The organism is Paenibacillus arenilitoris (assembly GCF_014705655.1).
Classification (GTDB): Bacteria; Bacillota; Bacilli; order Paenibacillales; family Paenibacillaceae; genus Pristimantibacillus; species Pristimantibacillus arenilitoris.
The window spans coordinates 82863-106626 of record NZ_JACXIY010000027.1; the positions used below are offsets into that span (position 1 = coordinate 82863).

The 23764-nt window shown below is 61.7% G+C and carries 22 protein-coding genes and 1 riboswitch; of the genes, 2 read left to right on the forward strand and 20 right to left on the reverse strand.

Features of this window, described 5'->3' with window-relative positions; all coding sequences use genetic code 11:
• Window positions 1-39: 39 nt before the first annotated feature.
• From IDH41_RS21550 to IDH41_RS21585, 8 genes are all read right to left on the reverse strand, one after another.
• Window positions 40-1179 carry a DUF3900 domain-containing protein gene (locus tag IDH41_RS21550; protein ID WP_190864719.1) on the reverse strand — a complete coding sequence of 380 codons (1140 nt, stop codon included), beginning with the start codon at window positions 1177-1179 and terminating at the stop codon, window positions 40-42.
• A 2-nt stretch (window positions 1180-1181) separates the two neighbouring features.
• Window positions 1182-2009: an EcsC family protein gene (locus tag IDH41_RS21555; RefSeq protein ID WP_190864720.1), complete on the reverse strand. Its 828-nt coding sequence runs from the start codon at window positions 2007-2009 to the stop codon at window positions 1182-1184.
• 71 nt (window positions 2010-2080) lie between these two features.
• Window positions 2081-4156, reverse strand: a complete 2076-nt coding sequence (locus tag IDH41_RS21560) for a HelD family protein (RefSeq protein WP_190864722.1) — start codon at window positions 4154-4156, stop codon at window positions 2081-2083.
• A 75-nt stretch (window positions 4157-4231) separates the two neighbouring features.
• A complete protein-coding gene (locus IDH41_RS21565; RefSeq protein ID WP_223829935.1) occupies window positions 4232-4522 on the reverse strand; it encodes a DUF1294 domain-containing protein in 291 nt (96 codons plus the stop codon).
• 58 nt (window positions 4523-4580) lie between these two features.
• Window positions 4581-7097 (reverse strand): ATP-dependent helicase HrpB, encoded by a 2517-nt coding sequence (gene hrpB, locus IDH41_RS21570; protein WP_190864724.1) that lies wholly within the window; start codon window positions 7095-7097, stop codon window positions 4581-4583.
• Between the two features lie 30 nt (window positions 7098-7127).
• Window positions 7128-7979 carry a hypothetical protein gene (locus tag IDH41_RS21575; RefSeq protein WP_190864726.1) on the reverse strand — a complete coding sequence of 284 codons (852 nt, stop codon included), beginning with the start codon at window positions 7977-7979 and terminating at the stop codon, window positions 7128-7130.
• Window positions 7976-8926, reverse strand: coding sequence for a magnesium/cobalt transporter CorA (gene corA / locus IDH41_RS21580; protein WP_190864728.1), 951 nt, complete (start codon window positions 8924-8926; stop codon window positions 7976-7978). The genes IDH41_RS21575 and corA overlap by 4 nt, the downstream gene beginning before the upstream one ends.
• Before the next feature lie 73 nt (window positions 8927-8999).
• The gene (locus IDH41_RS21585) at window positions 9000-9203 is read right to left on the reverse strand and encodes a hypothetical protein (RefSeq protein ID WP_190864730.1); all 204 of its coding nucleotides are present in this window, start codon (window positions 9201-9203) and stop codon (window positions 9000-9002) included.
• A 266-nt stretch (window positions 9204-9469) separates the two neighbouring features.
• Between IDH41_RS21585 and IDH41_RS21590 the strand changes: the two genes are divergently transcribed.
• A complete protein-coding gene (locus IDH41_RS21590; RefSeq protein ID WP_190864732.1) occupies window positions 9470-9943 on the forward strand; it encodes a DinB family protein in 474 nt (157 codons plus the stop codon).
• A gap of 183 nt (window positions 9944-10126) precedes the next feature.
• On the opposite strand, the gene IDH41_RS21595 is transcribed toward IDH41_RS21590, so the two are convergent.
• Genes IDH41_RS21595 through IDH41_RS21640 form a run of 10 tightly spaced genes read right to left on the reverse strand, consistent with a single transcriptional unit; the run spans window position 10127 to window position 19822 of the window.
• A complete protein-coding gene (locus tag IDH41_RS21595; protein WP_190864734.1) occupies window positions 10127-10840 on the reverse strand; it encodes an adenosylcobinamide amidohydrolase in 714 nt (237 codons plus the stop codon).
• A complete protein-coding gene (locus IDH41_RS21600) occupies window positions 10837-12420 on the reverse strand; it encodes a cobyric acid synthase (RefSeq protein WP_190864736.1) in 1584 nt (527 codons plus the stop codon). Before IDH41_RS21600 ends, IDH41_RS21595 begins: the two co-directional genes overlap by 4 nt.
• Window positions 12417-13520, reverse strand: coding sequence for a threonine-phosphate decarboxylase CobD (gene cobD / locus IDH41_RS21605; RefSeq protein ID WP_190864738.1), 1104 nt, complete (start codon window positions 13518-13520; stop codon window positions 12417-12419). The genes IDH41_RS21600 and cobD overlap by 4 nt, the downstream gene beginning before the upstream one ends.
• A gap of 22 nt (window positions 13521-13542) precedes the next feature.
• Entirely contained in the window at window positions 13543-14355 is an 813-nt protein-coding gene (gene cobS / locus IDH41_RS21610; protein WP_190864740.1) for an adenosylcobinamide-GDP ribazoletransferase, read from the reverse strand.
• Window positions 14337-15314, reverse strand: a complete 978-nt coding sequence (gene cbiB / locus IDH41_RS21615) for an adenosylcobinamide-phosphate synthase CbiB (protein WP_190864742.1) — start codon at window positions 15312-15314, stop codon at window positions 14337-14339. The genes cobS and cbiB overlap by 19 nt, the downstream gene beginning before the upstream one ends.
• Window positions 15311-15904 (reverse strand): bifunctional adenosylcobinamide kinase/adenosylcobinamide-phosphate guanylyltransferase, encoded by a 594-nt coding sequence (gene cobU, locus IDH41_RS21620; protein ID WP_190864744.1) that lies wholly within the window; start codon window positions 15902-15904, stop codon window positions 15311-15313. Before cobU ends, cbiB begins: the two co-directional genes overlap by 4 nt.
• A 9-nt stretch (window positions 15905-15913) precedes the next feature.
• Window positions 15914-16978: a nicotinate-nucleotide--dimethylbenzimidazole phosphoribosyltransferase gene (gene cobT / locus IDH41_RS21625; protein WP_190864810.1), complete on the reverse strand. Its 1065-nt coding sequence runs from the start codon at window positions 16976-16978 to the stop codon at window positions 15914-15916.
• A gap of 18 nt (window positions 16979-16996) precedes the next feature.
• Window positions 16997-17791, reverse strand: a complete 795-nt coding sequence (locus IDH41_RS21630; protein WP_190864746.1) for an ABC transporter ATP-binding protein — start codon at window positions 17789-17791, stop codon at window positions 16997-16999.
• Window positions 17788-18825, reverse strand: a complete 1038-nt coding sequence (locus IDH41_RS21635; RefSeq protein ID WP_190864748.1) for a FecCD family ABC transporter permease — start codon at window positions 18823-18825, stop codon at window positions 17788-17790. The genes IDH41_RS21630 and IDH41_RS21635 overlap by 4 nt, the downstream gene beginning before the upstream one ends.
• A gap of 4 nt (window positions 18826-18829) precedes the next feature.
• Window positions 18830-19822, reverse strand: a complete 993-nt coding sequence (locus tag IDH41_RS21640; RefSeq protein ID WP_190864750.1) for an ABC transporter substrate-binding protein — start codon at window positions 19820-19822, stop codon at window positions 18830-18832.
• Window positions 19823-19963: 141 nt separating this feature from the next.
• Window positions 19964-20175, reverse strand: a riboswitch (cobalamin riboswitch).
• A gap of 186 nt (window positions 20176-20361) precedes the next feature.
• Here IDH41_RS21640 and IDH41_RS21645 point away from each other — a divergent pair.
• A complete protein-coding gene (locus IDH41_RS21645; protein WP_190864752.1) occupies window positions 20362-20805 on the forward strand; it encodes a FixH family protein in 444 nt (147 codons plus the stop codon).
• A 5-nt stretch (window positions 20806-20810) separates the two neighbouring features.
• Here the strand turns inward: IDH41_RS21645 and IDH41_RS21650 are convergent, their stop codons facing one another.
• Complete coding sequence (locus IDH41_RS21650) at window positions 20811-21497, reverse strand: sulfite exporter TauE/SafE family protein (protein ID WP_190864754.1); 687 nt, start codon at window positions 21495-21497, stop codon at window positions 20811-20813.
• The gene (locus tag IDH41_RS21655) at window positions 21494-23761 is read right to left on the reverse strand and encodes a heavy metal translocating P-type ATPase (RefSeq protein ID WP_190864756.1); all 2268 of its coding nucleotides are present in this window, start codon (window positions 23759-23761) and stop codon (window positions 21494-21496) included. The genes IDH41_RS21650 and IDH41_RS21655 overlap by 4 nt, the downstream gene beginning before the upstream one ends.
• Between the last annotated feature and the right edge of the window lie 3 nt (window positions 23762-23764).

Below are 23764 nucleotides of genomic sequence, written 5' to 3' on the forward strand. Positions count from 1 at the left end.
TCTCTCCTTTATTAACCAAATTCATACGATTTGCACCGGTTACCAGGGTACTTCGTCGTCATGGCCGGCTGGCTGTGCCGCGGCTTCCTCTCCGTCCGCGCTTTCGGACGGCTTCCCGCTGCCGATAAGTGGCATGATTTGCTCCAAATCTTGCGGCTGCAGCAGCTCGACCGGCGACATGCCTTTGTCGAACTGGAAGGCGTCGCCTTCGATGACGACGACGTATCGGCCGTTGTGCTTGGCAAAATGAATCGAAGCCCCGAAATCGGCCAGCAGCCCTCTGACCGTCACGCCGTCCAGCTTGAACGCGAACGGAAGATCCGGCTTCTGCTCGACGAGCGCGGCCGCCGCGACCTCCACCTGCTCCTGCGGCCACCATTCCTGCAAATCGCGCTTCTCGCTGGCCGCCCATACTTCGACCGCGTTCTCCTCCTCGCGCCGCTCGGTGCTCTCGTCCTCCTGCCACTTGTCGGCGATGTATTGATGCACCATCTCGACGACCTGCTCGCCCATAACCTCCGGAAGAGGCTTCTCGTACGAGACGTACTTCAAGAAATCCTCGAAATAACGGGCATGCGAGGCTTGATGGATCTTCAGCTCCCACTGCTCCAGCATGCCCTCCTCGGGCATATGCGGATATTGGATCGACTTGATGCTGCGGGCGCTGATCGCCATCTCCACCTGCGAGATCAGGTTGCGCTCGTCGGAGATGCGGGCGATCTTCGGCTCGAAATCGCATTTCAGCAAAAATAAAAACGGCTCGTCGAAATACGTATTCAGCTTCGATAAGGCGACGACGAACGCGCCTCCCCGAACGGCGCTCGTATCCATGTAAATGCGGACGAGCTCGTCGGCGATGCCGATGAACCTCTCCTTCGAATCCGCGTCGCGCAGCCGCTGGAACAAATTGTAGTTCTGGTTGCTGCCGAGCTCGTAGCCCGGCTCCACCATGAACCGGCCGATCTTCGTCGGGGCGCCGGCCGAATTCGGGTTGCGCTCGACCTTTCGCTTCACGATCCGCTTGAACTCGTCGTCCAGAAACTTCTGAATTTCGCTGTCCTCGTACGTATCCGCGTCAAGCGTCTGGTAATGCTTGAACCGCTTGCCGGACGACGTCGCGCTTTCTTCCCCATCGGTATGAATCACGAAAAAAGACAAATATTGCAGGTGAAAATCCACGTTTAATGACCGCCCTCCGCCAGCTTGATCAACACTCTTCTTTTCCTGTAAAGCATCGTTGCCGCTTCCGCCACGTCGCTTAGCATCCCGCGGTTAATGAACGCGCCGAACAGCATGCCGGCGATCGGGATCATCTGGAACAGCTTCTTCCAGCCGAAGTTGTCGCGGTAGACGGCGACGACCTCGCGCCAGCCTTGCAGCTGCGACAGCATTTGCCGGCTCCGTCCGTCCGAATCGTAGGCGCTCAGCTCCTCGAGAATCGCTTTTTTGCCGACGATATCGGAAGAGGCGAACTGCATCACCTTGACGGCAAATATCCGCTCTTCCTTCAACTTCGGATCGAAGCCGTAGCAAATGGCGATTTCCTGAATGATCTTGAGCGACAGCCCGAGAATCGCCGGAATGTCGACCGCCAAGGTGAACATGCCGCCGAAGCCCGTCGTCGCGCCTTGAATCGTCGCCATCTTCGAGCGGCTGGAAGCGAGCCCTGCAGCCGCCTGATTCATGACCGCAATCGGCAGAGCCCCGGCTTCCTCGAGCGTAAGCGGCTCTTCAAGCGGACGCTTCTCGCCGGCCGGGACCGAATGGCGCCGCAGCTGATCCAGAACCGAGCGCTCGGACACCAAATATTTGCCGCCGTTTTGAATATAGCCGCCGACTTCATCGACCGCTTGGCCGATTTTTTCCTGAAGGAATTTAGGGGTCAGCTTATCCAGCAGCAGGAACGGGAGCCGACCGAGCTTCTCCCAGAACCACAAATCCTTCTGCCCGCGCTCCCATTCCTCGATTTCCTTTAATGACGTTTGCAAATTTTGTTTCGTATCCTGCACCGGCGTTCACTCTCCTGTTTAGATTAGGTTGTTATACGACCGATGCAGCCTTTCGGATTCGCCATTGGCGCTTATTTCCCGATCAGCGGCGTGAGGCTTCCGATGTGCAGCAGCTTCAGCTTATGCAGCGCACGGGTACAGCCGACGTACAACAATTTGGCATCAAGGCCCGAATACGCTTCCTCGCCCGCGTCCGCGATCAGCACCGCGTCGAACTCCAGCCCTTTGGACAAATAGACCGGCACGACGGACAAGCCGCCGCCGTAGGCAGGCTGCTTGCTCTGGACGAGCGAGGCGTCAAAACCGCTGTCGAGCAGATGCGTATGGATGCGTTCGCATTCCTGCGCCGTGCGCCCGATGACCGAAATCGTCTCGTAATGGCCCTGCTCCCGCCACAAGCGAACGGTCGAGGCGATATCCGCCAGCCATCCGGCTCTCGCCGATTCCGCCGATTCGACGGGGTCGCCGCTTCGGAATACCGGGACGGCCGGCTTCACCCCGCCGGTCATCTCGCCCAATATTTTGTTCGCGAATTCGATGATTTCCATCGTCGATCGATAGCTGCGGTTCAGCTCGAAGAAGCCGACCTGCTCTTCGACGAAGATCGAAGTAAGCTCCGACCAGCTTTGAATGCCGGCATAGGCGTGGATGCCCTGCTGCAGATCCCCAAGCACCGTCATGGACGCGGTGCGCTGGCATAACCGCAGCACCTCAAGCTGGAACGGCGAATAATCCTGCGCCTCGTCGATGACGATATGGTCGAACGCCTGTTTCGGCAGGCCGTACAGCTGAAGCTGGATATAGGCAAGCGGCGCCAAATCCTCTGCCGCCGCCGCGTTTTTGCCAAGCCGCTCGCCGGTCCGCTCGGCAATCGCTTTCGGTATGCCCTTGGAAGCCTGCTTGCCCTGGAACAGCGACGCGTACAGCTCGACCGACGAGTAGGATGGGATTTTTTTCGTGAATGCATTGAATTTCGCTAGCGCCTTCGACCTTATTTTTTTGTCCGCTATCTTCCTCATCTTCAGCTCCGATTCGAACCAGCGCCGGATTCGGCTGACGAGCCGGTCGCGCTTGTTCATGAGCGTCTCTTCGCCGTAATCGGTATCGTACCACTCGCGCATAAGCGCCGGCGGCAGCTCGAGTCCGTCGACCGGGACGAAGGGCACGACCGGGACGATCTTTTTCTCGAAATCGGCAAGCTTCTCGTCCACGATCGCTTTGAAGGCCAAGCTTCCTTTGAAGCGGCCGGAGGAATGCTCGATTTCTTCCGCCGTCCGATGCTGCTCGAACCAATACGCCATCGTCTCCGAAGGATCTTGCAGCGTGACGCTCTTCTCCAGCAATTCGAACGCCCAGTCGCCGAACGTCGTTTGCTGGATGTCGCCTACGCCGAGTTCCGGAAGAACGCCGGAAATGTAATCGAGAAACATCCGGTTGGGCGCGAAAATGATCATCCGCTCCGCCCGCATCCGATCCGCGTACTGGTAGAGCAAATAGGCCAGCCGGTGCAGCGCCACGGTCGTCTTGCCGCTTCCCGCCACGCCTTGGATGAACAGCGCTTTGCCGCGTTCCGCGCGGATGATGCGGTCCTGCTCGCCCTGAATGGTCGAGACGATGTCGCGCAGCTTGTTATCCTTGTTCTCGCCCAGTCTGTATAATAGAAATTCGTCAGTGACCGAGCCTTCCTCCTGGCCGCGCACGAAGCTGTCGACCAACCGGACGATCTCACCCTGACGAATCATGAAATTCCTTTTCAAATGAACGTGGCCCGATATTTCGCCGTCCGGCGATTCATAGGCGGCCGGCGCGTCCCCGCCGGTGAAGGAATAGAATAGGCTCGCGACGGGCGCGCGCCAATCGATGACGAGCAATTCGTTGCTCCCTTGCTTGGCAACGCCGGCTTTGCCGATATACAGAGGCTTCGGCTCGCCGGCCGGCAGCTCCTGAAAGTCGATTCTTCCGAAATACGGCTCCTTCTTCGAGATTTCGAGCCGCTGCCGCCGCTCTTCCTGCTGCAGATCGAGCATTTGCTCCGTAAAGTCGTCTCCTTTGTAGCGCGGACCGATCGCCTGCAGCTGGGCCGAGATGTCGCGCAGCGACTCCGTAAGCCGCCGCTGTTCTTCTTGATAGGCACTTTGAACAGTCAATTCAGTTACCTCCTAAGCGTAATGTTGTAAAAAAGGCGAAGTCCCACTATACCATAAACCGGCCAGGCGGATCAATCAAATATTGGAATAAGGCCCCGTCAGCCAGACGATCCCCCAGACGAGAAGTACGTTCAGGCCGAAGAGCATCGGAACGCCGACAACGAACGAGCGATGCTTCGTTTTGTGCCGCCACGCGCTCATCCCGAGCCAGGTGCCCGCTGCGCCGCCGGCGGCGCTGAGCGCGAACAAGCGCTTCTCCGGCACCCGCCTGCGCTGGCGCTTTGCCCGCTTCTTATCGTAGCCCATCAGAAAAAAGGTCCACAGGTTTATAATAATCAAATACGCGATCAACAAATATATAGCCATGATGAAGTCCTTCACCGTCCTTTGCGGAGATTGTCCCGATCGGACGCGGCCGGGACCGTCAATTCGGCCTCGGCTTCGCCCTGCTCGTCGGGACGGCCGTATACGGATCGTCCGGCCAGTAATGCTTCGGATACCTTCCCTTCAAATCCTTCTTCACTTCGAAATACGCGTTCTCCCAAAAACTTCGCAAATCCCTCGTCACCTGCACCGGACGCTGGGAAGGCGACAGCAGATGGAGCGTGACGGGTAGCGTGCCTCTCGCGAGGCGAGGCGTCTCCTTCATCCCGAACAGCTCCTGCAGCCGAACGGCGAGAACGGGCGATTCCGGATCGCCGTAATCGACGGGGATGCGCGAGCCGCTCGGAACGACGATATGCGTCGGCACCTGCTCGTCCAGCTCCTGCCGCTGCTTCCAGCTCAACATCCCTTCCAGCAGCTGCTGCATCTGCAGCTTCTGCAGGTCGGATCGGCTCTTCATCCCGTAAATATGCGGCTTCAGCCACAGGTTCAGCGAGCCGAGAAGCGCCTCGTCGGAGACGTCCGGCCAGTCGCCGCCGCCGCGCGCCATGAGCCGCATTCGCGCTCTCAGCTGCGAAGCCTGTTTGTTCATTGGCAGATAACCGAGCCCGGCCCCGCGAACCGCGCAGAGCAGCGTCTCCGCCACCTTCTCCGCGTCCTGCCGTTCCTGCGGCGCCTCTTTTAATATGACCGCGCCGAGCCGCGTGCGTTTGCGCGAACGCACCGATTCGGAAGCGGGGTCCCATGCGACGATATCCTCGTTCTCGATGTAATCGGCCAAATACCGCTCGATATCGCTTATGGAAAGCTCCGCCGCAAGCCGGATCCGGCTCTCCGTGCCCGCATCGTCGAGCTCGCAGGCCGCAAGGTAAGCGAAGCGCGACAACGGCTGCAGCTCGGGCAGCTCGGCTCCTCTCCCATTTGCCAGCAAGTAGCGGCCGTCGCTCCGCCGCTGGGCGATCCGGTCGGGATAGGCGAGCGCGATCAAGGCGCCGACGGGCACCTGTCCGTTGGCGGCCGATCCGTCGGCCGCCTGCAGCTGCTTCGCAAGCCTCTCCCATTGTTCGGCCTGAGCCGCAATCCTGAGCGAAGCTCCTCTGGCGGGATGGTCTCCCCCATACGCTCTCCCTCCGTCCCCGGCCAGCCGATGCAGCTGCTCGATCCGAAGCTGAATGTCGACGTTCCGCTCCGCCTGCAGTAGGTCGCGTTCGCTTAGCAGCGCCGCGAGTACGCAAGACTCCCGTGCGGCGCCGAGCGCGGAAGCTTGAATAATCATGCCGCCGAGGCGAGGATGCAGGCCGAACTTGGCCATCCGCATACCCGCTTCCGTCGGTTTGCCCCGCTCGTCGATCGCCTTCAGCTGCTTCAATAAGGAACAAGCTTGCTCATACGACGAGGCGGGCGGTTCGGTCAGCCATTCCAGCTCTTGCGGGTCCCTTATCCCCCAGACCGCAAGCTCCAGCGCCAGCGGCGCAAGGTCCGCTTCGAGCATCTCGGGCGCGCTTTGCTCAGGCAAGTACGGATGCTCCCGCTCCGGCCACAGCCGGTAGCAGACGCCCGGCGCAAGCCGGCCCGCCCGGCCTCTCCGCTGATCGGCCGACGCCCTGGAGACCGGAACGGTCTCCAGACGGGACATGCCCGTTCGGGGAGAGAAGCGCGGAACGCGCATAAGGCCGCAATCCACGACGACGGTAACGCCTTCGACCGTCAGGCTGGATTCGGCGATCGACGTCGCAAGCACGACCTTCCGCTCCCCCTTCGCGCAGGGCGCCACCGCGGCGTCCTGCCGCTCGAGCGGCAGGCTGCCGTGCAGCTCCTCCGCCCGCACGTTCGGCGGAAGGCCGGCTCCCGAGAGCCACTTGGCGACTCGGCGAATTTCGGAGACGCCGGGCAGGAACGCCAGCACGTCGCCGTCATGCGCGCGGAGCGCTTCCAGTACCGCCCGACCGACATGCGGTTCGATCGGACCCGATAGTCGCGCGGGCGAATACGCGGTCGCGACCGGGAAGGCGCGGCCTTCGCTCCTGATGACCGGCGCGCCGCCGAGCAGCTCCGCGATCGGCTCCGTATCCAGCGTCGCCGACATGACGACGATGCGCAGATCGTCCCGAAGCAGCGATTGCGACTGCAGGCTGAGCGCCAATCCGAGATCGCCGTGAAGATGGCGCTCATGAAATTCGTCGAATAACAGCGCGCCGACCTGCTCAAGCGCCTGATCCTCCTGGAGCATGCGGGTAAGAACGCCTTCGGTGACGACCTCGATTCGCGTACGAGGCCCTATGCGGGAGTCGAGCCGGACGCGGTAGCCGACCGTTTCGCCCGCCTGCTCGCCGAGCGACTTTGCCATGAACTGCGCGGCCGAACGCGCAGCCAGCCTTCTCGGCTCGAGCATGACGATCTTCTTGCCGCCGAGCCATGCTTCGCCGAGCAGCGCGAGCGGCACGCGCGTCGTCTTGCCCGCGCCCGGCTCCGCGACGAGCACCGCGTTACCCGCGTTGCGCAGCGTCTCAAGCAGCTGCGGCATGACGGCGTCGACCGGCAACTGATCTTGCTTCATGTCGATTTCCCCTTTTGTTCCGCCATATCTCTACTTCACGATTCGCAGCATCTGCACGACGGGCCGGTTATCCCCGGGCAAGGACGCTTCCTTGCTGAGCAGCTGCGAAGAGCCGTCGCCGTCAAGGAAGATCCCGTCCGCCAGCTTGCCGTCCCCGACGCTCGAGATAATCGCCTCCCGGAACAGCGCGAGCGACCCTTTCGTTTCGCTGACGATCAAATACAATTGGCCATCCTCTTCGTATACGGCCGCCGAACGGAGCCTGTCCTCGCCCGGGAACGGCGCGTTCTCCTTCATCGCCTGCTCCGCCCAGCCCGCGTCGTCCCCGAGCGACATGCTGATGCCGCCCTGCGCCCAGAACCGGGTATGGTCCTTCACCTTAAGCTCGGACGCCCTGCTTGCGATCTGTACGCTCAGCCTGTCTGCGGCGCCGTCCCAGACCAGCGTGCCTCTTGCGTATTTGACGTTCTCGTCGCCCGCGCCGAACTTGCCGATCTGCGCGTTCACGGGCAACCCGTTAACGATTCCGATGCTGAGCAGCTGATTCCCGTAAAAAAAACCGCCGTTAATGCCGACCTTCTTCGCGAGCGTCACATTGTCATGGATCGCTTCGAGCGTCACGTAGACCGGCTTTGTCCGAAGCACGTGAAGCTTCATCCCGTTCGGAGCCGTCTTGGCGAAATACGTATAATGGAGCGTCTCATCGAGGCTCGCGTCATTCGCCGGCGCCTTATTGCCAAGCAGAAGCACCATCCCGTAGAACAACAGCGCCAGCACGGCCAGAATGCCGGCCAATATGCCGGCAGCCGCGAGCTTGTTCCTTCCGCTCAGCGCGGCCTCTTTCCCGGCCGGAATGGCATTTTTTTGTTCGTTTCCCGTCACTTAAACCAACCTTTCGTCCGAAACCAAGCGTACATCGAAATACCTGTCGCCAGCATGACCAGAATGACGGCAAAATACCCCCAGCTCCAATCGAGCTCGGGCATATACGTAAAATTCATGCCGTAAATGCCGGCCAAAAACGTCAGCGGCATAAAAATGGTCGTGATGACCGTGAGCGTCTTCATGATCGTGTTCATCCGGTGGGAATTGTAGGAGATGTAGCTGTCACGCAAATCCGTCGTAATCTCCCTGCAGGAATCGAGCATCTCCGAGAGCTTGAGCAGATGATCGTACACGTCGTGATAAAACGCCAAATACGGCTTCAGCCCTTCGATCCGGTCCGAGTTGATCAGCCGGTACAGCAGATCGCGCATCGGCACGATCGTCTTGCGCAGCCTAAGGAGCCGCGAACGGATGCTGAAAATGTCGTTCATCATCTTCTGCGACGGGTCGCTGTCGCCGCCGATCTCCATGTCGAGCAAATGCTCCTCAAGCTCCTGCACGGCGGGGAAATAACGGTCGACCAGCTTGTCGATCACGAGATAGGCCGCATACAGATGCCCTCTTTCCGGAAGCGGCGCGGCGGACAGCAGCTTCTTGCGCGCCTGTTCGATCTCGGCCGAGGGCTCGTAATGGAACGTAACGATGAACCGCCGCCCGATGAACAGGTTGATTTCGTTCACGGACAGATGCTTGTCTTCGATATCGTGGAGAACGAGGAAGTGAACGTCGTCGTAATGGTCCATCTTGGGCCGCTGCAGGAGATGGTAGCAATCCTCGATCGCCAGCGGATGAAACCGGAAGTACGTATCGAGCAATTTGCACTCGTCTTCCTTCGGATCGCAAAAATCGACCCAAAACCAATCGAGGTCGGCCGCTTCCAATTGATCGACCGTCAAATCCGATAGCCATTTTTTGTCATTCGTATAGCCGATAATGCTAATCAACGCGTTAACCTCCGATCAAGCGTCCGAACTTGCGACTAATCTATTTTACATGAAAAGAGACGAGTTGTAATGGTTAAGGCTGCGTTTCGGCGGGCATGTCCGAATATTTCGCCTGCAGCAGCTCCGCGAACCGCCTTATTTCCTCCAAGTTCAAATCCAGCGAGCGAACATAACGTTTGTCCGACAATTTCCGCTTTACTTCGCCGTCTTCGTTCAAAATTTCGCGATACCGGTCATCCTTGACCAGAAGCTCGAACCATTCATAATCGCGCGCCAAGGCGGCAAGCCGCTTCTTGTGCTTTCTCTTTCCGCGCCGGGCCGGCCAGCTTGAGCCGTCGGTAACGAACAGCTCGGCCAGAATCTCTAAGACCGTCTCGATTAGTAGATATCATCTAAGCACAACCTTTCCTTCCTTTCTAGGGATGTTTTCATACGGATGTCGGCAGGGAATCGCACTTGTCGAACGAATAATTTTAAGTATAATACGATACGATTTTCCGGGTATATCCATTGTCAGGGTATTTGCCGGGGGCAGGAGGCAACATGTCTTATCATTTTAACAGAATATGGCTGTCGACAAAATTCGGGGAAATTCAGAGGCGAACGCTGAATGTATTGGAGCAGCTTGATGACGAACAGGTGAATTGGAGGCCGAACGAGGCAAGTCACAGCATCGCGGCGCTCATCAAGCATATGGAAGGAAACATGAATGAAAGAGTGATTAACGGCATTTTGGGCGGGAAGACGGTTAGAGATCGCGAGCAAGAGCTTCGGCCTTCGCATACGACGAAATATGAGCTTCACAGCATTGTAAATGACAAGCTTCAGCTTGTTATCGATACGGTTAACCGAATATCGGACGCCGAGCTCGAAGCGACGCAGACCGTAAGAAACAAGGAGCGGACGAATCTGGACATGCTTCATCAATGCGCCGCTCATTATTCGGAGCATATGGGCCAAATCTTCTATGTTGCGAAGCAGTTATTGGGAGACCGCTACGTCTCCACCTCCATTTAGCCGCTTCCTCGAAGCATGACGGCGCATTCGTGCACGGTCAGGCTGCCCGGCCGCATAAGGTTGGAATGCTGACCCGCATCGCCCTAACCCTATATGCCGGACATGCAGTCGGGACCGATTTTGTTGCGAAAATGCCCTACGTTGCGCGCGGCGCGCAAGCAGTCTATTCATGCGCTATTCTTACTAATCTTCATGCTGTGTCCGACCGGCCTCGAGCACCGCGCCGTACACCGCTTCGCCGATCGCGCAGCCGATCGTCGTCGCCGCTCCCGCATAGGCGTGCGCCGCATCCCAGCGCGGATGCTGGCTCACCCCGACGACGACGGCGTCGGTCGTCGTGCCCGTCGCGGTCTCGCCGGTCGCCCGCTCAACGATCCCAAGCCGCTGCAGCGCCGCCGACTTCGCCTCGGTTGCCGTAATGACCGCGTTCACCATCGCCGACTCGGTCATCCGGCCGTCGATTAATAGAACGGTGTTGATCGTTCCCGGCGCGTAAGCCGGAAACGTCCGGCGCGGCATGCCGGCTCTCGCCGCGTTCCTCGTGCCGACGGTAACGCAGCATAGCAGCGCGAAACGGTCTCCCTCGACCTCCTTGACCGAAGCATGCGTCAGCTTGGCCGCCGTCAGGAGGCCGACCGTATGCCGCGGATCGCAGCCCCACTCGCCGCACATCGCGATCAAATCCCGCACGGGATCGTCGCAGCGATACGTCAGCGGCACCTTCCAATTCACGATCCGGTCGGCATGGGAGAAACCGCCGGGGTGAACGGCGCTGCTAAGCGCATGCAGCCTCTCCGGACACGCCGCTTCGATCCGGTCTTCCAGCAAGCACAACGTTGCACCCTTCCAGACGGCAGACCGGTAGCAATCGCCACCTCCTCGAAAAGGCTGCGTCATCGCTCTTCCTCCTTCGAAAGTCCTATCAGCCCGTATAGGAACGGGATATCCAAATGCGTCCTCACGTGCTCCGCCAGCCGGTCGAACGCCCGCTCGCGGCTTTCGGAGAACCGAAGCGCGGCAGGCAGCGGCTCGAGGCCTTTCGCTTCCCGAATCTCGTTAAGCCAGGCTCTGCGAAAATCGTCGTTGTGCAGGATGCCGTGCACGAACGTCCCCCATGTTCGGCCGTCCCGGGAGCGCGCTCCTTCCGGTTCGTAATCCTTCCCGCCCGCATCCGGATGCTGCGCTCGAATCCGGAACGGACGAGGGAGCTGCGTCTCCGCTTCCGGCCATACGACCTCGCCCATATGAATTTCATAGCCTGCAATCGGCGTTTCCGCTCCGCCACTTGCTAGGCCGGCCATCCCTTCGATCCGGATCGTTTTTTTCGTTTCCGCGAATCTGACCTCGAACGGGAAAAAACCGAGCCCGTCCGTCTCTTCCACCGCCGCTTCCACGCGGAGCGGATCGCGCAGCTTCGCCCCGAGCATTTCGTATCCGCCGCATATGCCGACCGTCCATCCGCCTTCCCCCGCGTGGCTTCGCAGCAAATCGTCCAGGCCGGATTGCCTCAGCCAGATTAAATCCTCGATCGTATTTTTGCTTCCCGGCAAAATGACGGCATCGGGGCTGCCCCACTGACCCGCGTGCCCGACGTAGCGAAGCTTCACGTCCGATTCATGCCGCAGCGGATCCATATCGGTGAAATTCGATAAGCGCGGCAGCCGGATGACCGCGATGTCGAGCTCGCCGGCATGTCCGGCAGCATCCGCATGCGGGACCGCTGCCCGGTTCTTCGAAAGCGACAACGAATCTTCGTCCTCCAGCTCCAAATCCGGCAAATACGGAATAACGCCGAGCACCGGCTTGCCCGTCCGCGCTTCGAGCCAGTCGAGCCCCGGCTTCAGCAGCGACACGTCGCCGCGGAATTTATTGATGACGAACCCGCGCACGCGGTCCCGCTCCTCCCGCTCAAGCAGCTCGAGCGTGCCGACGATCGAAGCGAAGACGCCGCCGCGGTCGATGTCGGCAACGAGAACGACCGGCGCGTCGGCCCAGGCGGCCATGCGCATATTGACGATGTCGCGGTCCTTCAGGTTGATTTCCGCCGGGCTTCCCGCGCCTTCCAGCACGACGATGTCATAAGCCTCCCTCAGCCGGTCGAGCGACTCCCGCACGATGCGGCCGGCCGCAGGCAGATAGTCGTCGCGGTATTCGCGCGCGTCGTAATCCCGAAGCGGCTTGCCGTGCACGACGACCTGCGATCTCATCTCGCCGGAGGGCTTGAGCAGGATCGGGTTCATGTCCGTCGTCGCGAGAATGCCGCAGGCGTCGGCCTGCATCCCCTGCGCCCGCCCGATTTCCTTGCCGTCCCACGTGACGTAGGAGTTAAGCGACATGTTTTGCGATTTGAAAGGAGCGGTTTTGTGGCCGTCCTGCGTGAAAATGCGGCACAAAGCCGCGGTAATCAAGCTTTTGCCCGCGTCGGAAGACGTCCCCTGCACCATGATCGTACGCCCGTTCGGTTTCCTGTCGCTCATGCTTCCCCCTCTCCGCCGCTTGGCCGGATACAGCTCTCCAGCGCGCTCAGCAGCCGCTCGTTCTGCTCCCTTAGCTTTACGGCTACCCGGATATAAGTGTGATCGAGCCCCGGAAAACGCGAGGCGTCGCGGATAAGCACGCCTTGCTTGCCCATTTGCAGCTGCAGCATGCTGGCGCTGAGGCCGGCAGACTCCGGAATGCGGCAGAGCAAATAATTGGCCGAGCTCGGGACGACGCCGAAGCCATGCGCTTCAAGCGCGGCCGTAAGCGATGCCCGCTCCCGCCCCAGCCATGCCAGCGTTCGCCCGGCAAATTCCTCCTCGGCAAGCACCGCCTCGCCGATCTCCTGCGCGAGCGAGTTCACGCTCCACTGCACTTGCAGCGCGCGCAAGCGGCTGAGCGGCTTCGGCATGCCGACGATATAGCCGAGCCGGATGCCGGGTATCGAATAAAATTTCGTCATCGACCGGATGACGAACAGCCTTTCATGGCGGGCCGCTTCCCGAACGAGGCTGAACTCCGCCTCGCAAGGCACGAAATCCATGAACGCCTCGTCGACGACGACATCGGCGCCCCGGTCGACGAGTCGCAGGAGCAGCTCCGGCTTCGCGAGCCGTCCGGTCGGATTGTTCGGCGATCCCAGCATGAACAAAACGCCGGGGGCCGCCAGCTCGCATAAGCGGTCCGCTGCCGGCTCCAAGTCGAAAATATGCGCCGCCGATAGCCGGATTTCCATCGTTTCGCCGCCGATTTTGCGCACGGCGTCGCCGTACTCGTCGAAGCAAGGCACCGTCAGCACCGTCAGCTTCGGCTGCAGCGCCCGCACGACGAGGTCGATCAACTCCGCCGCGCCGTTGCCGACGACGACCGCTTGCTCGCCGATGCCGTGCAGCTCCGCGAGCTTCCGCCTAAGGCCGCGCACGGCCGGGTCCGGGTAACGGCCGATCGACTCCGCGTACCGGACAAGCACCTCCTTCACGGAGGCGGGAGGACCGAGCGGGTTCATATTCGAGCTGAAATCGGCAAACCCGTCCGCGGGCATGCCGAACGCTTCCTCCGCCGTTCGCAGGTCGCCCCCGTGCCCGTATCTTTCCAGCATGCTACCACCTACTCCTTCTATGCTATAGCGCCCGAACAAACAGCATCGCGGTAAATAGCAGCACCGCTTCGACCGTTTCGTTCATCGCGCCGTACGTATCGCCCGTCAAGCCCCCTAGCTTGCGGTTAAGCCAAGCCGCCGGCAATCCCCCGGCGAGCAGCGTCAGCGCAAGCGCGCCGCATGCCGCGGCCGTCGCATGCGGCCAGTCCAATCCCGCGATCGCAAGCGCGATCCACGTCACGCCGAGCGATATCGCGAACGCGGCAGCCGCCTGTGCGAATTTCACCCCTTCGAACATGGCGCCGATCCCTTCTCCCTTGCGCGCGTTCGGCCATGCGGCGATGGCGGCCGCCATCCAGGCTCTGCCCCATGCCGGGCCTGCGATCAGCATCGCCGCCACGAGGGCGCCGCGCTCTTCCCGAAGCAGCTCGGCGAGCAAGGAAGCTTTGAACAGCAGAAGCAGGACCGCCGCCAGAACGCCCATCGCCCCTACGCGGCTGTCCTTCATGATTTCCAGCATCCGCTCGCGGGAGCGGTGGCTCAGTACGCCGTCGGCCGTATCCATCCAGCCGTCGAGATGAAGGCCGCCGCTCAGCGCCGTCCAAAGCGCGAGCAGGATCACGGCCGAGGGCCAGGCAGGCACGACAAGCCCCAGCAGCCATGCCGCGGCGGCAACGCATGCGCCGATGAACGCGCCTGCGAGCGGGAAGTAGATGACGCTTCGCGTCAGCACCCGGTTAACGAACGGGACTTCGACCGGAATCGGAAGCCGAGTCAAAAACTGAAAGGCGGCGATGCATGCGTGCGCATGCCGCTTTATCGCATGGCGAACCATATGGCGATCACCTCCGCGAACAAAATGATGCTGACGCCGTACAGCAGCCGGGCGGTTCGCACGATATCGACCGGCTCAAGCCGGCGCAGCGGCCAACCCATTCTCGCCCGCTCGCTCGCGATACCGAAATAAACGTTTGTCCCGCCTAGCTCGATGCCAAGCGCGCCGGCTACCGCCGATTCCGGAATGCCGCTGTTCGGGCTGGGGTGCCGGCTCGCGAAAGCCAGAATCGCCCGCGCGGCGCGTCCCGCGCGCATGCCCGGATGAGCGGCTGCCGCGGTCGCAAGCATCGCGCCGGCAAGCCTCGCCGGAATAAAGTTAAGCACATCGTCCGTCCGGGCGGAGCACCAGCCGAAATACAGGTACTTGTCGTTGCGGTAACCGACCATGGAATCGAGCGTATTGGCCGCCCGGTACAGCATCGCCAGCGGCGCGCCGCCGAGCAGCGCGAACAGGACGGGCGAGACTAGAGCGTCGACCGTATTCTCGGCGACCGTCTCGATCGCGGCCCGCGCGGCTTCGCGCTCATCCAGTTTGTCCGTATCCCGGCCGACGATATAGCCGACGTACTTGCGCGCTTCGCCGAGCCTTCCGTCCGCGAGCGGGTTGTAGACGAGCATAGCCGCATCCTTCAACCCTTTGACGGCGATCGTCGTCGAGATGAACCAGGCGCTAGCCGCATAGCCAAGCCAGACGTGAACGTAATCCGCGGCCCAGACGACCGCCCACATGACGCCCCAGCTTATCGTCAGCGTAATGACGGTCAACAGAACGCCTAACGTCCGGACCGCCGCCGGACCGCTCCTCTTCTCGGGAGCGAGCAGCCGCTCCAGCAGGCGAATAAGCCGGCCGATCCAAATAACGGGGTGCGTCGGCCATTTCGGATCGCCGACGGCCCAATCGATCGCGATCGCGGCGGCGGTCAGCGGCAGCAGCTCCTTCATCGAATAGAACATCATGATGGCTCGTCCCAGCGATACGCCAATGCTTTCAGCTCGACCGGTATGCCCGCCGTTACGAGAAAGACGCGGTCGCAAATCGCGGCGGCACGCTGATTCAATCGTCCCGCTTCATCGCGGAATCGCCTCCCGAGCGGATACGCCGGCACGATCCCGTCGCCCACCTCGTTCGTCACGATGATCAGCTTGCCGGGAAAATGCGTAACGGCGTCCAGCAGTTTGGTCGTCTCCTCCGCCAGCCGATCGTGCCCGAGCGGATCCTGCTCGATGCGCAGCAGCCAATTCGTCAACCATAACGTCAAGCAATCGATCAGCACGACCGGCAAGTCAATGCCGTCCTTCGCGTCCTGCGCCGCTTGCTCGCCAAGACGATGTAGCAGTCCCGCCGCGTCGTACGGCTCTTCCGCGGTTACCCACGGAAACCCCGAACCGTCGCGGTCCAGCCGATGCTTGCCGATGCGATCGATCATTTCCTCATCGTAGGGTTGACAAGTCGCGACGTAAATGCCGCGAGTGCCCGCTCGCATCGCATATTGCTCGGCGAACGCGCTTTTGCCGCTGCGCGCGCCGCCGGTTACGAGAATGGCCATCGCCTTCACCTACCTTTTGGAAATGCCGGCGCTCTCGAAGGTCGCCATCTCTTGCATCAGAAGCAGCGCCGCGTCTATGAAATGAAAGCATAATACGGCGCCGGTGCCTTCCCCGAGCCGCATCTCGAGATGAATCATCGGGGAGAGGCCGATCGCTTCAAGCAGCTTCGAATGCCCCTGCTCCCGCGATAAATGCGATGCGAGCATGTACGGCTTCGCCCGCTCCGCGATTCTCGACGCGACGAGCGCGGCCGCGGACGAGATGTAGCCGTCGATCACGACCGGGCAGCCGCATGCCGCCGCGCCGATGATCACGCCGACAAGCCCGGCAATTTCCGCCCCGCCCACCTTCGCCAGCGCATCGATCGGATCGGCGGCGTCCGGGGCGTTCGCTTCGATCGCCCGCTTCACGACGGCGACCTTCTTCAGCCAAGCTTCGTCGTCGATTCCCGTTCCCCGTCCGACGGACTCCTCCGCCGGCATGCCCGTCAGCACGGTCGCAAGCACGGCGCTTGCCGTCGTATTGCCGATCCCCATTTCGCCCGTAGCGAACAGCCGGATGCCGTTCTTCGCTTGCTCCTCCGCGACCTCGATCCCGGCAAGGACGGCGCGCAGCGCCTCCTCGCGCGACATCGCCGGCCCCTTCGCCATGTTGGCCGTTCCGTGCACGACTTTTCGGCTGATCAGCCTCTCATGCGCCAAATCCGCGTTCACGCCGACGTCGACGCATACGACATCGGCCCCCGCTTGGCGGGCAAGCACATTGACGGCGGCGCCGCCCTGCAGGAAGTTCATGACCATCTGAGGCGTCACCGCCTGCGGGAAGGCGCTGACGCCTTCCTCGCATACGCCGTGATCCCCGGCCATGACGATCACGGCTTTGCGCGACAGATCCGGCCACAGCTCGCCGGTAATGCCGGCCAGCTGCCTCGCGACGGCTTCCAGCTTGCCGAGGCTGCCCGGCGGCTTCGTGAGCCCGTCCGAATGGCGATCCGCGCGAAGCGCCGCCTCTTCGTCGAACGGCTTGATTCGGCTTGCCGTTTCCGTCAGCTTCTTAACTAATTCCGATTCCATTCCCATGCTCTGTCTCCCTTAGCGCCCGTCATCCCTATAGGATGAGGGCTGCAGCATAATTTGCGGCGCGCCCGTCAGCGGGTGAGCGACGATCGACGCCGTCGTCTCGTAGACCCGCCCGATTAACTCGGCGGTCAGCACGTCTCGCGCTGCGCCGGCCGCGGCAATCGCGCCGCGGTGCAGCACAATCAGCTCGTCGCAGTAGAGCGACGCCAGATTAAGGTCGTGCAGGACGGCGATAACCGTCAAATTCCGCTCCCTCTGCCAGGCGCGAACCGTATCGAGCAGCTGCACCTGGAAGCCGATATCGAGATAAGTCGTCGGCTCGTCGAGAAGAATGATCGACGGCTGCTGCGCCATAAGCTTCGCGAGCGCGACGCGCTGCCTCTCGCCGCCGCTCAATTGATCCATCTTGCGCTGCCGGAGCTCCGTCAAGCCCATCGCCTTGATCGCCTCGTCGATGACGGCTTCCGAATCGTCCGAGTCGCTTCCGAGCCAGCCTTGATACGGATACCTGCCCATGCCGACCACCTCGCGCACCGAGAAGCCGACAGGCGGAAGGCCGCTCTGCTGCAGCACCGCCATCCGCCTGGCGAGCTGCTTGCGGGGGTAGGCATAGATGCTTCGGCCTTCGAGCAGCACGTCCCCCGCCTTCGGCCGCTCGACGCCCGACAGCAGCTGAAGGAAGGTCGACTTGCCGACGCCGTTAGGCCCGATAATTCCGTATATTTTGCCCATGTCGAATCGGCAATTCAGCCCGTTCAGCACGGTTCGGCCTTGGACCTCCTGCACGATGCCGTTCGCTTCGATCATGCCGCACCTCCTTGCTTCAGCTTGCGCCGGTGAAGCAAATAAGCGAAGAACGGCGCTCCGATGAGCGCGGTGACGACGCCGAGCGGGATTTCCTTCGGCGACAGCGCGATTCGCGCCAGCGTATCCGCCCAGAGCACGAAGATGCCGCCCCCGATCGCGGAGAGCGGAATGATAAGCCGGTAGTCGGGCCCGACCATCAGCCGGATGACATGCGGAACGACGAGTCCGACGAATCCGATGACGCCAGATACCGAAACGGCCGCGGCCGTAAGCAGCGTCGAGGCGACCAGTACGACCAGCTTCGTCCGCTCGACGCGGATGCCGAGATGCGCCGCATGTCGCTCGCCCAGGACGAATAAATTAAGCGGCCTTCCGTACAGGAGCAGAATCGGGAGTCCGAACGCAAGGAAGGGCAGCAGGATATACAGATTGTCCCAGCTGCGCAGCGCGAGCGAGCCCATCAGCCAGAACAGAATCTGGTTGACGACCCCCTGCGACATGGACACCATGAACGACACGAACGCGCCCAAAAAAGCCTGAAGAATGACGCCGGACAAAATGAGCGTTTCGATCTGCATGGCGCCGTTGCTGCGGGACAGCCAGAAGACGATCAATAGCGTCGCCGCTCCCGTCGCGAACGCGACGAGCGGGATCGTCCACATCCCGATCGCCGTCTGCAAGCCGAACAAAATAATGAAAGCGGCGCCGACCGAACAGCCGGAAGCGACCCCTAACGTATAAGGATCCGCCAGTGGGTTGCGCAGCACGCCTTGAAAGCCCGTGCCGGCGAGCGCGAGGCAGGCGCCGACAAGCACCGCGAGCAGCACGCGGGATAGCCGAACCTGCGTGACGATCGCGATTTCCCCGTCCGTATACGATGCCGTGCCATCCGCGAACCATGGGAGCTGATGGATCATAATGCCCCATACGTCCGAGACCGAAATGCCCGCGGAGCCGATCGACAGGCTTACGACGATAGAAACAGCAAGAAGGAGTAAAGCTGCTCCTCCGTACGTTAACCCTTTATCATTCATTCGTTTATTTGACGAGATCCGGGTGGATCACTTTGGCAACTTCCAGCAGGCCGTCCGCCAGGCGAGGCCCCACGCGCACGAGCGGGTCGTTCTCCACGGCATGTAGCTGCTTGTTCTTCACGGCATCGATGACGTTCCAACCCGGACGGCTCTCAATGCCGGCCACAATCGGATTCGGCTCCTCCTCCATCTTAGGGTAGATGATCAATTGCGGATTCTGGGTTACGACTTCCTCGGCGCTCACTTCGTACCAATCCGGCTTGCCGGCGGCGATGTTCGTGCCGCCCGCGATCGCGATCAGCTCGTCGAGGAACGTGCCGGAGCCGACCGTCCAGCCGGGGGAAAACTCCATGTACACGGTTTTCTTCTCGGCGTCCTTCACGGCATCCGTCACTTGCTGCTTCACTTCGCGCATCCGATTCGCGACCGCGGCCGCTTCGGCTTGTTTATCCATAATTTTACCAAGATTCTCGAGTTTGGCAACTACCGCGTCGTACGTCTTCGGATCGGAGGCGAATACCGTAATGTCCAGCTCGCGAAGCTTCTCGATCGCTTCCGTATTCATCGAAGAAGAGGCGAGGACGAGGTCCGGATCGAGCGCCGCGACCGCTTCGATATTGGTCGTCATGTCGCCGACCTTCGGCTTCGACAGCGCTTCTTCCGGATAGTTGCTCCATTCGTCGACGCCGACGACCGCATCGCCCCCGCCGATCGCGTAGATGGCCTCCGTCTCGCTCGGCACAAGCGTAACGACTTTGGCCGGCGCCTGCTCGAACGTAACGTCGGTTCCCGTCTCGTCTTTCAGCGTAAGCGGATAGACGGAAGCGTCCGACGTTTCCGCAGGCGCGTTCGATGCGTTCTGCTCCGTATTCGCCGCCGGGGCGCTCGGCTCGTTGACCGCGTCGTTCGTTGCCCCGCATGCCGCCGTGAAGGCAAGCATCAGCATCAAAAGCATGCCGACTAAAGCTTTAGTTATTTTGTTGTTCGATCCGATCATTTGTCTCTACACTCCCAATTCGTAATGTCGCGCAAACCAAAAAAGCATCCCTGGCCATTGTGCCAGAAATGCCGTCAGACGCCTCAAAAAACAAGGCTAAGCGAAAAGCTTCTCCAACACCTCCCTAAGTCCACGTAGGTTCAAGCGTTCCATAAACGGGCAGGTCTCCTGACTTGGAACTCGCGTCCGACGTCTTCCCGGGGATTCTCTCCCCAGTGACCTTATATCGACGCGATTGCAGCCGCTTAGACGCTTCGTCTCGCGCTGCCGTTCATTACAGTGGCGGGTCCGTGCCGGAATTGCACCGGTCTTCCCTTTTAAGCCTCTACGCGACCGGACAGCTAATCTTGCCTTGCCCGCGCCATACGTATCGGCACCTGTTTATTTGCCTATGCAATTATTCGTTAGTAACTATACACCGTGCCCGCTCATTTGTCCACTGTATCCGGCTCTCGCGAGAGGAAAATAAACGTTCTGCTGTGCTTGCCTGCCGCATAGGTAACATCATGCGCAACCGTCTACCCAAGGAGGGATCATTCATGTCTGTGCAAAAAACGAAGCTTGCTCCCGTCCGCATGCTCTTGCTGTCGGTCGGTGCCGGAATAGCCGCCATCCTCCTGGCGCTTTCGTGGCCCGGATCCGCCGAGGAAGCGGCGCCGCCGGTTACGGAGCACGAATTCGGTCACGGGCGGCTCGTCTGGACGATCGACGCTTACCCGGCCAAAGCGCTTCGCGACAATGCGTTCACCGTGACCGTCACCGGGCCGGACGGCAAACCGCTGCATGGCGCCAAGCTGGCCGTCAATCTGGATATGCTCGGCATGATTTGCGGCGACGTCGATTTCGCGATGACCGAAGTGGCCCCCGGCACCTATGCGGGCAGCGGCGTGCCGCTCATGGCCGGCACCTGGAAAGCGACGGCGACGCTGGAGAGCGGCGGTCAAACCTATACGGTCTCCAGATTGCTGAAGGCCGTCCGCTAACGTTGCTACCAGAGCCAAGGATTAACGGACGGAATGATGCCGTTGGCCGCCAGCCCTCGCAGGATCGACAGCACGCCGACCGCGACGGCCGTCGCGGCGCCTGCCTTGCGCATGATATTACGCCAGCGCTTATTGGCGAATGCGGCAACCAGGGCGGCCGCAGCAAGCGCGGGAAAGGTCGACAGCCCGAACAGAGCCATCACAAGCGCTCCCTCCGCAGCGCTGCCGGTCGAAGCTGCCGTCATCTGCATCGCGTAGGTCAAGCCGCAGGGCAGGAAGCCGAACGCCAAGCCCGTCGCGAGGACGTGCAGCGCCTCCGTGCGCCCTGCCCGTCCGGTGCCTCGCGACAGCCGCCCGTGCAGCATCGCCGACAGTCGATGCATGAAAGGCAGTTGAAATCGGCGCCACAGCCACAGGAGCAAGAAGCAGCCGCCAACGATCGAAGCCAAACCTTGAACGCCCGCCAGCCTGCCGGCGACGTCGACGAACGAGCCGACCGCTCCCATCGCGCCGCCGAGGAGCGAATAAGATAGAATCCGTCCCGCGTTATAGAGCAGCGTTGATTTCATGACCGGCGCCGCGGCTTGCAGCGAAACCGCCGAAACGATCCCTCCGCACATGCCGATGCAGTGAGGGGCGCTGAACAGGCCCGTCAGCATGACTAGGCCAAGCTGCTGCCAGGTGACCGTCATCCGCCGCCTGCCTGCCGACGCAGCCGGCCCGTCAGCCGGAGAGCGTTGCCGACGACCGAGACGGAGCTCAGCGCCATCGCGGTGCCCGCCATCCACGGCTCCAGCATGCCAAGCGCCGCGAACGGAATGATGACGACGTTGTAGAGGAAGGCGAACGTCAAGTTCTGTCGCACGTTGCGGATTGTAAGCCGGCTGATGCGAATCGCTTCGGGAATCGCTTGCAGCCGCGAGAACAGCAGCGTCATGTGGCCCGCGCCGAGCGCCGCATCCGTTCCGTCGCCCATCGCCAGCCCAACGTCGGCCGTCGCGAGCGCCGGCGCGTCGTTCCAGCCGTCGCCCGCCATCGCGACGCGTTTCCCTCTGCGCTGCAGCTCCTTAACGAGCGCGACTTTTTGCTCGGGAAGCAGCGAAGCGTGCACCTCCGCTATGCCCGCCGCCTTCGCCGCCGCTCTCGCCGGCGCAGCATGATCGCCCGTCGCCAGCAGCGACGTTACGCCGAGTCGCCTCAGCGCCTTTACCGTCTTGCCCGCGTTCGGTTTGACCGTATCGCTGAATGCGATCACGCCGGCGCAGTCGCCGTTTTGCGCGGCGTACAGCACGGTTTCCCCGGCGGCTTCGCGCCCGGCAGCGAATGCCCGCTCCTTCGGGCCGAGCCGCCAGCCTTTCACGTCCGCGAATCGCGCGTTGCCGACCGCGAACCGCTGCCCCTCGATAAGCGCTTCGACGCCGCCGCCCGGCGTGAACGACAGCTCTTCCGCCTCCGGAACGGCAAGGCCGAGCCCCGCGGCTTCGCGCTTGATCGCCGCCGCTAGCGGATGCGACGACTGCGCTTCCGCCGCCGCGGCCAGTCGCAGCACGGACATTCGGCTGCCCTTAACCGCGAGCATGGCGCTAATGCGCGGCTTCCCTTCGGTCAGCGTCCCCGTTTTGTCGAATATGACGGACTGGATTGACGCCATCCGCTCCAGCGCGCCGGCTTCCTTCGAAATAATGCCCTGTCTCGCCAGTCTGCCGGAAGCGATGACGATCGAGATCGGGGCCGCCAGGCCGAGCGCGCACGGGCAGGCCGCAAGGAGGACGGCGATCGCGCTGACGGACGCTTTGGTCCAGTTGCCCGGGTCGAGCACCGCGACCCACAGCACGAGAGTTGCCAGCGCGAACAAGAGCATGACGGGCACGAACCATCCGGCCGCCGCGTCGACGTTGCGCTGAATCGCCGATTTCGAGCGCTGCGCCTGCCTGACCAGCTCCCCGATCCGATTCAGCATCGTGTCGTGTCCCGCAGCCTTCGTCCGGATGCGCAGCCGGCCGCTCTCGCTCCGGGTTCCCGCCCATACCGGGTCGCCTTCCTTCTTCGCGACCGGCAGGCTCTCCCCCGTCAGCAGCGATTCGTCGGCCGCCGACGCACCGTAGGCGACGATGCCGTCGACGGGAACGACCTCGCCCGCTTCGACGATTACCATCTCGCCCGCCTTTACGAATTCCGTCTGCACGCGGACGATTTCTCCGCCGCGTTCGACCGCCGCCGTCGCGTTCTTCAGCGTAGCGTAGCCGCCCGCTCCGTCCTGCGCCCGCAGCGAAGCGGCCGTTTCGATATATTTGCCGACGAGCACGGCCGTAATGACGACCGCCGATGTCTCGAAGTAAAGCGGAGGCGCGTGGGCATTCGCCGAGGCGAGCGGCGCGAACAGCCCGTTTTGAAACACCGCATGGTGGCTGTACAAATAGGCGGCCGTCGTCCCGAGCGCGACGAGTACGTCCATGTTCGCGCTCCGCTGCCGGATTGCGTGATAGGCGCCGAAATAAAACGGCATCCCGATCACGAACTGAATGACGGTCGCCAGCGCCAGCTGCAGCCAGGGCATCATGACCCAAGCCGGCAGCAAAGCTAGCAGCGGCCGAAGGAGCGGAATATGCTGCGCCATCCCGGCGAGCAGCGGCAGCGTCAGCAGCGCCGATGCCGCGAGACGCAGCACAAGCGTGTTATGCTCCTTATGCAAGCCGTCGCGGGCGTTCTCGTTCAGCAGCGCGACAAAGCCAAGCTGCTTGACGCGCTCCGCGATCCGCTTCGGGTCTAACAGCCTCGGCGAATACTGCACCCACGCCGTGCGCAGCGGGAAGCTGACGGCCGTCATCTGCACACCCTCCATCCGGCCGACAGCCTTCTCGATGCGGGCCGCGCACGCCGAGCAGCTCATGCCCTGCACCGCAAAATCTATCGTTACGCTGTCTTCGGTTTCCTTCGTTGCCGCATCGCGTTCCAATCC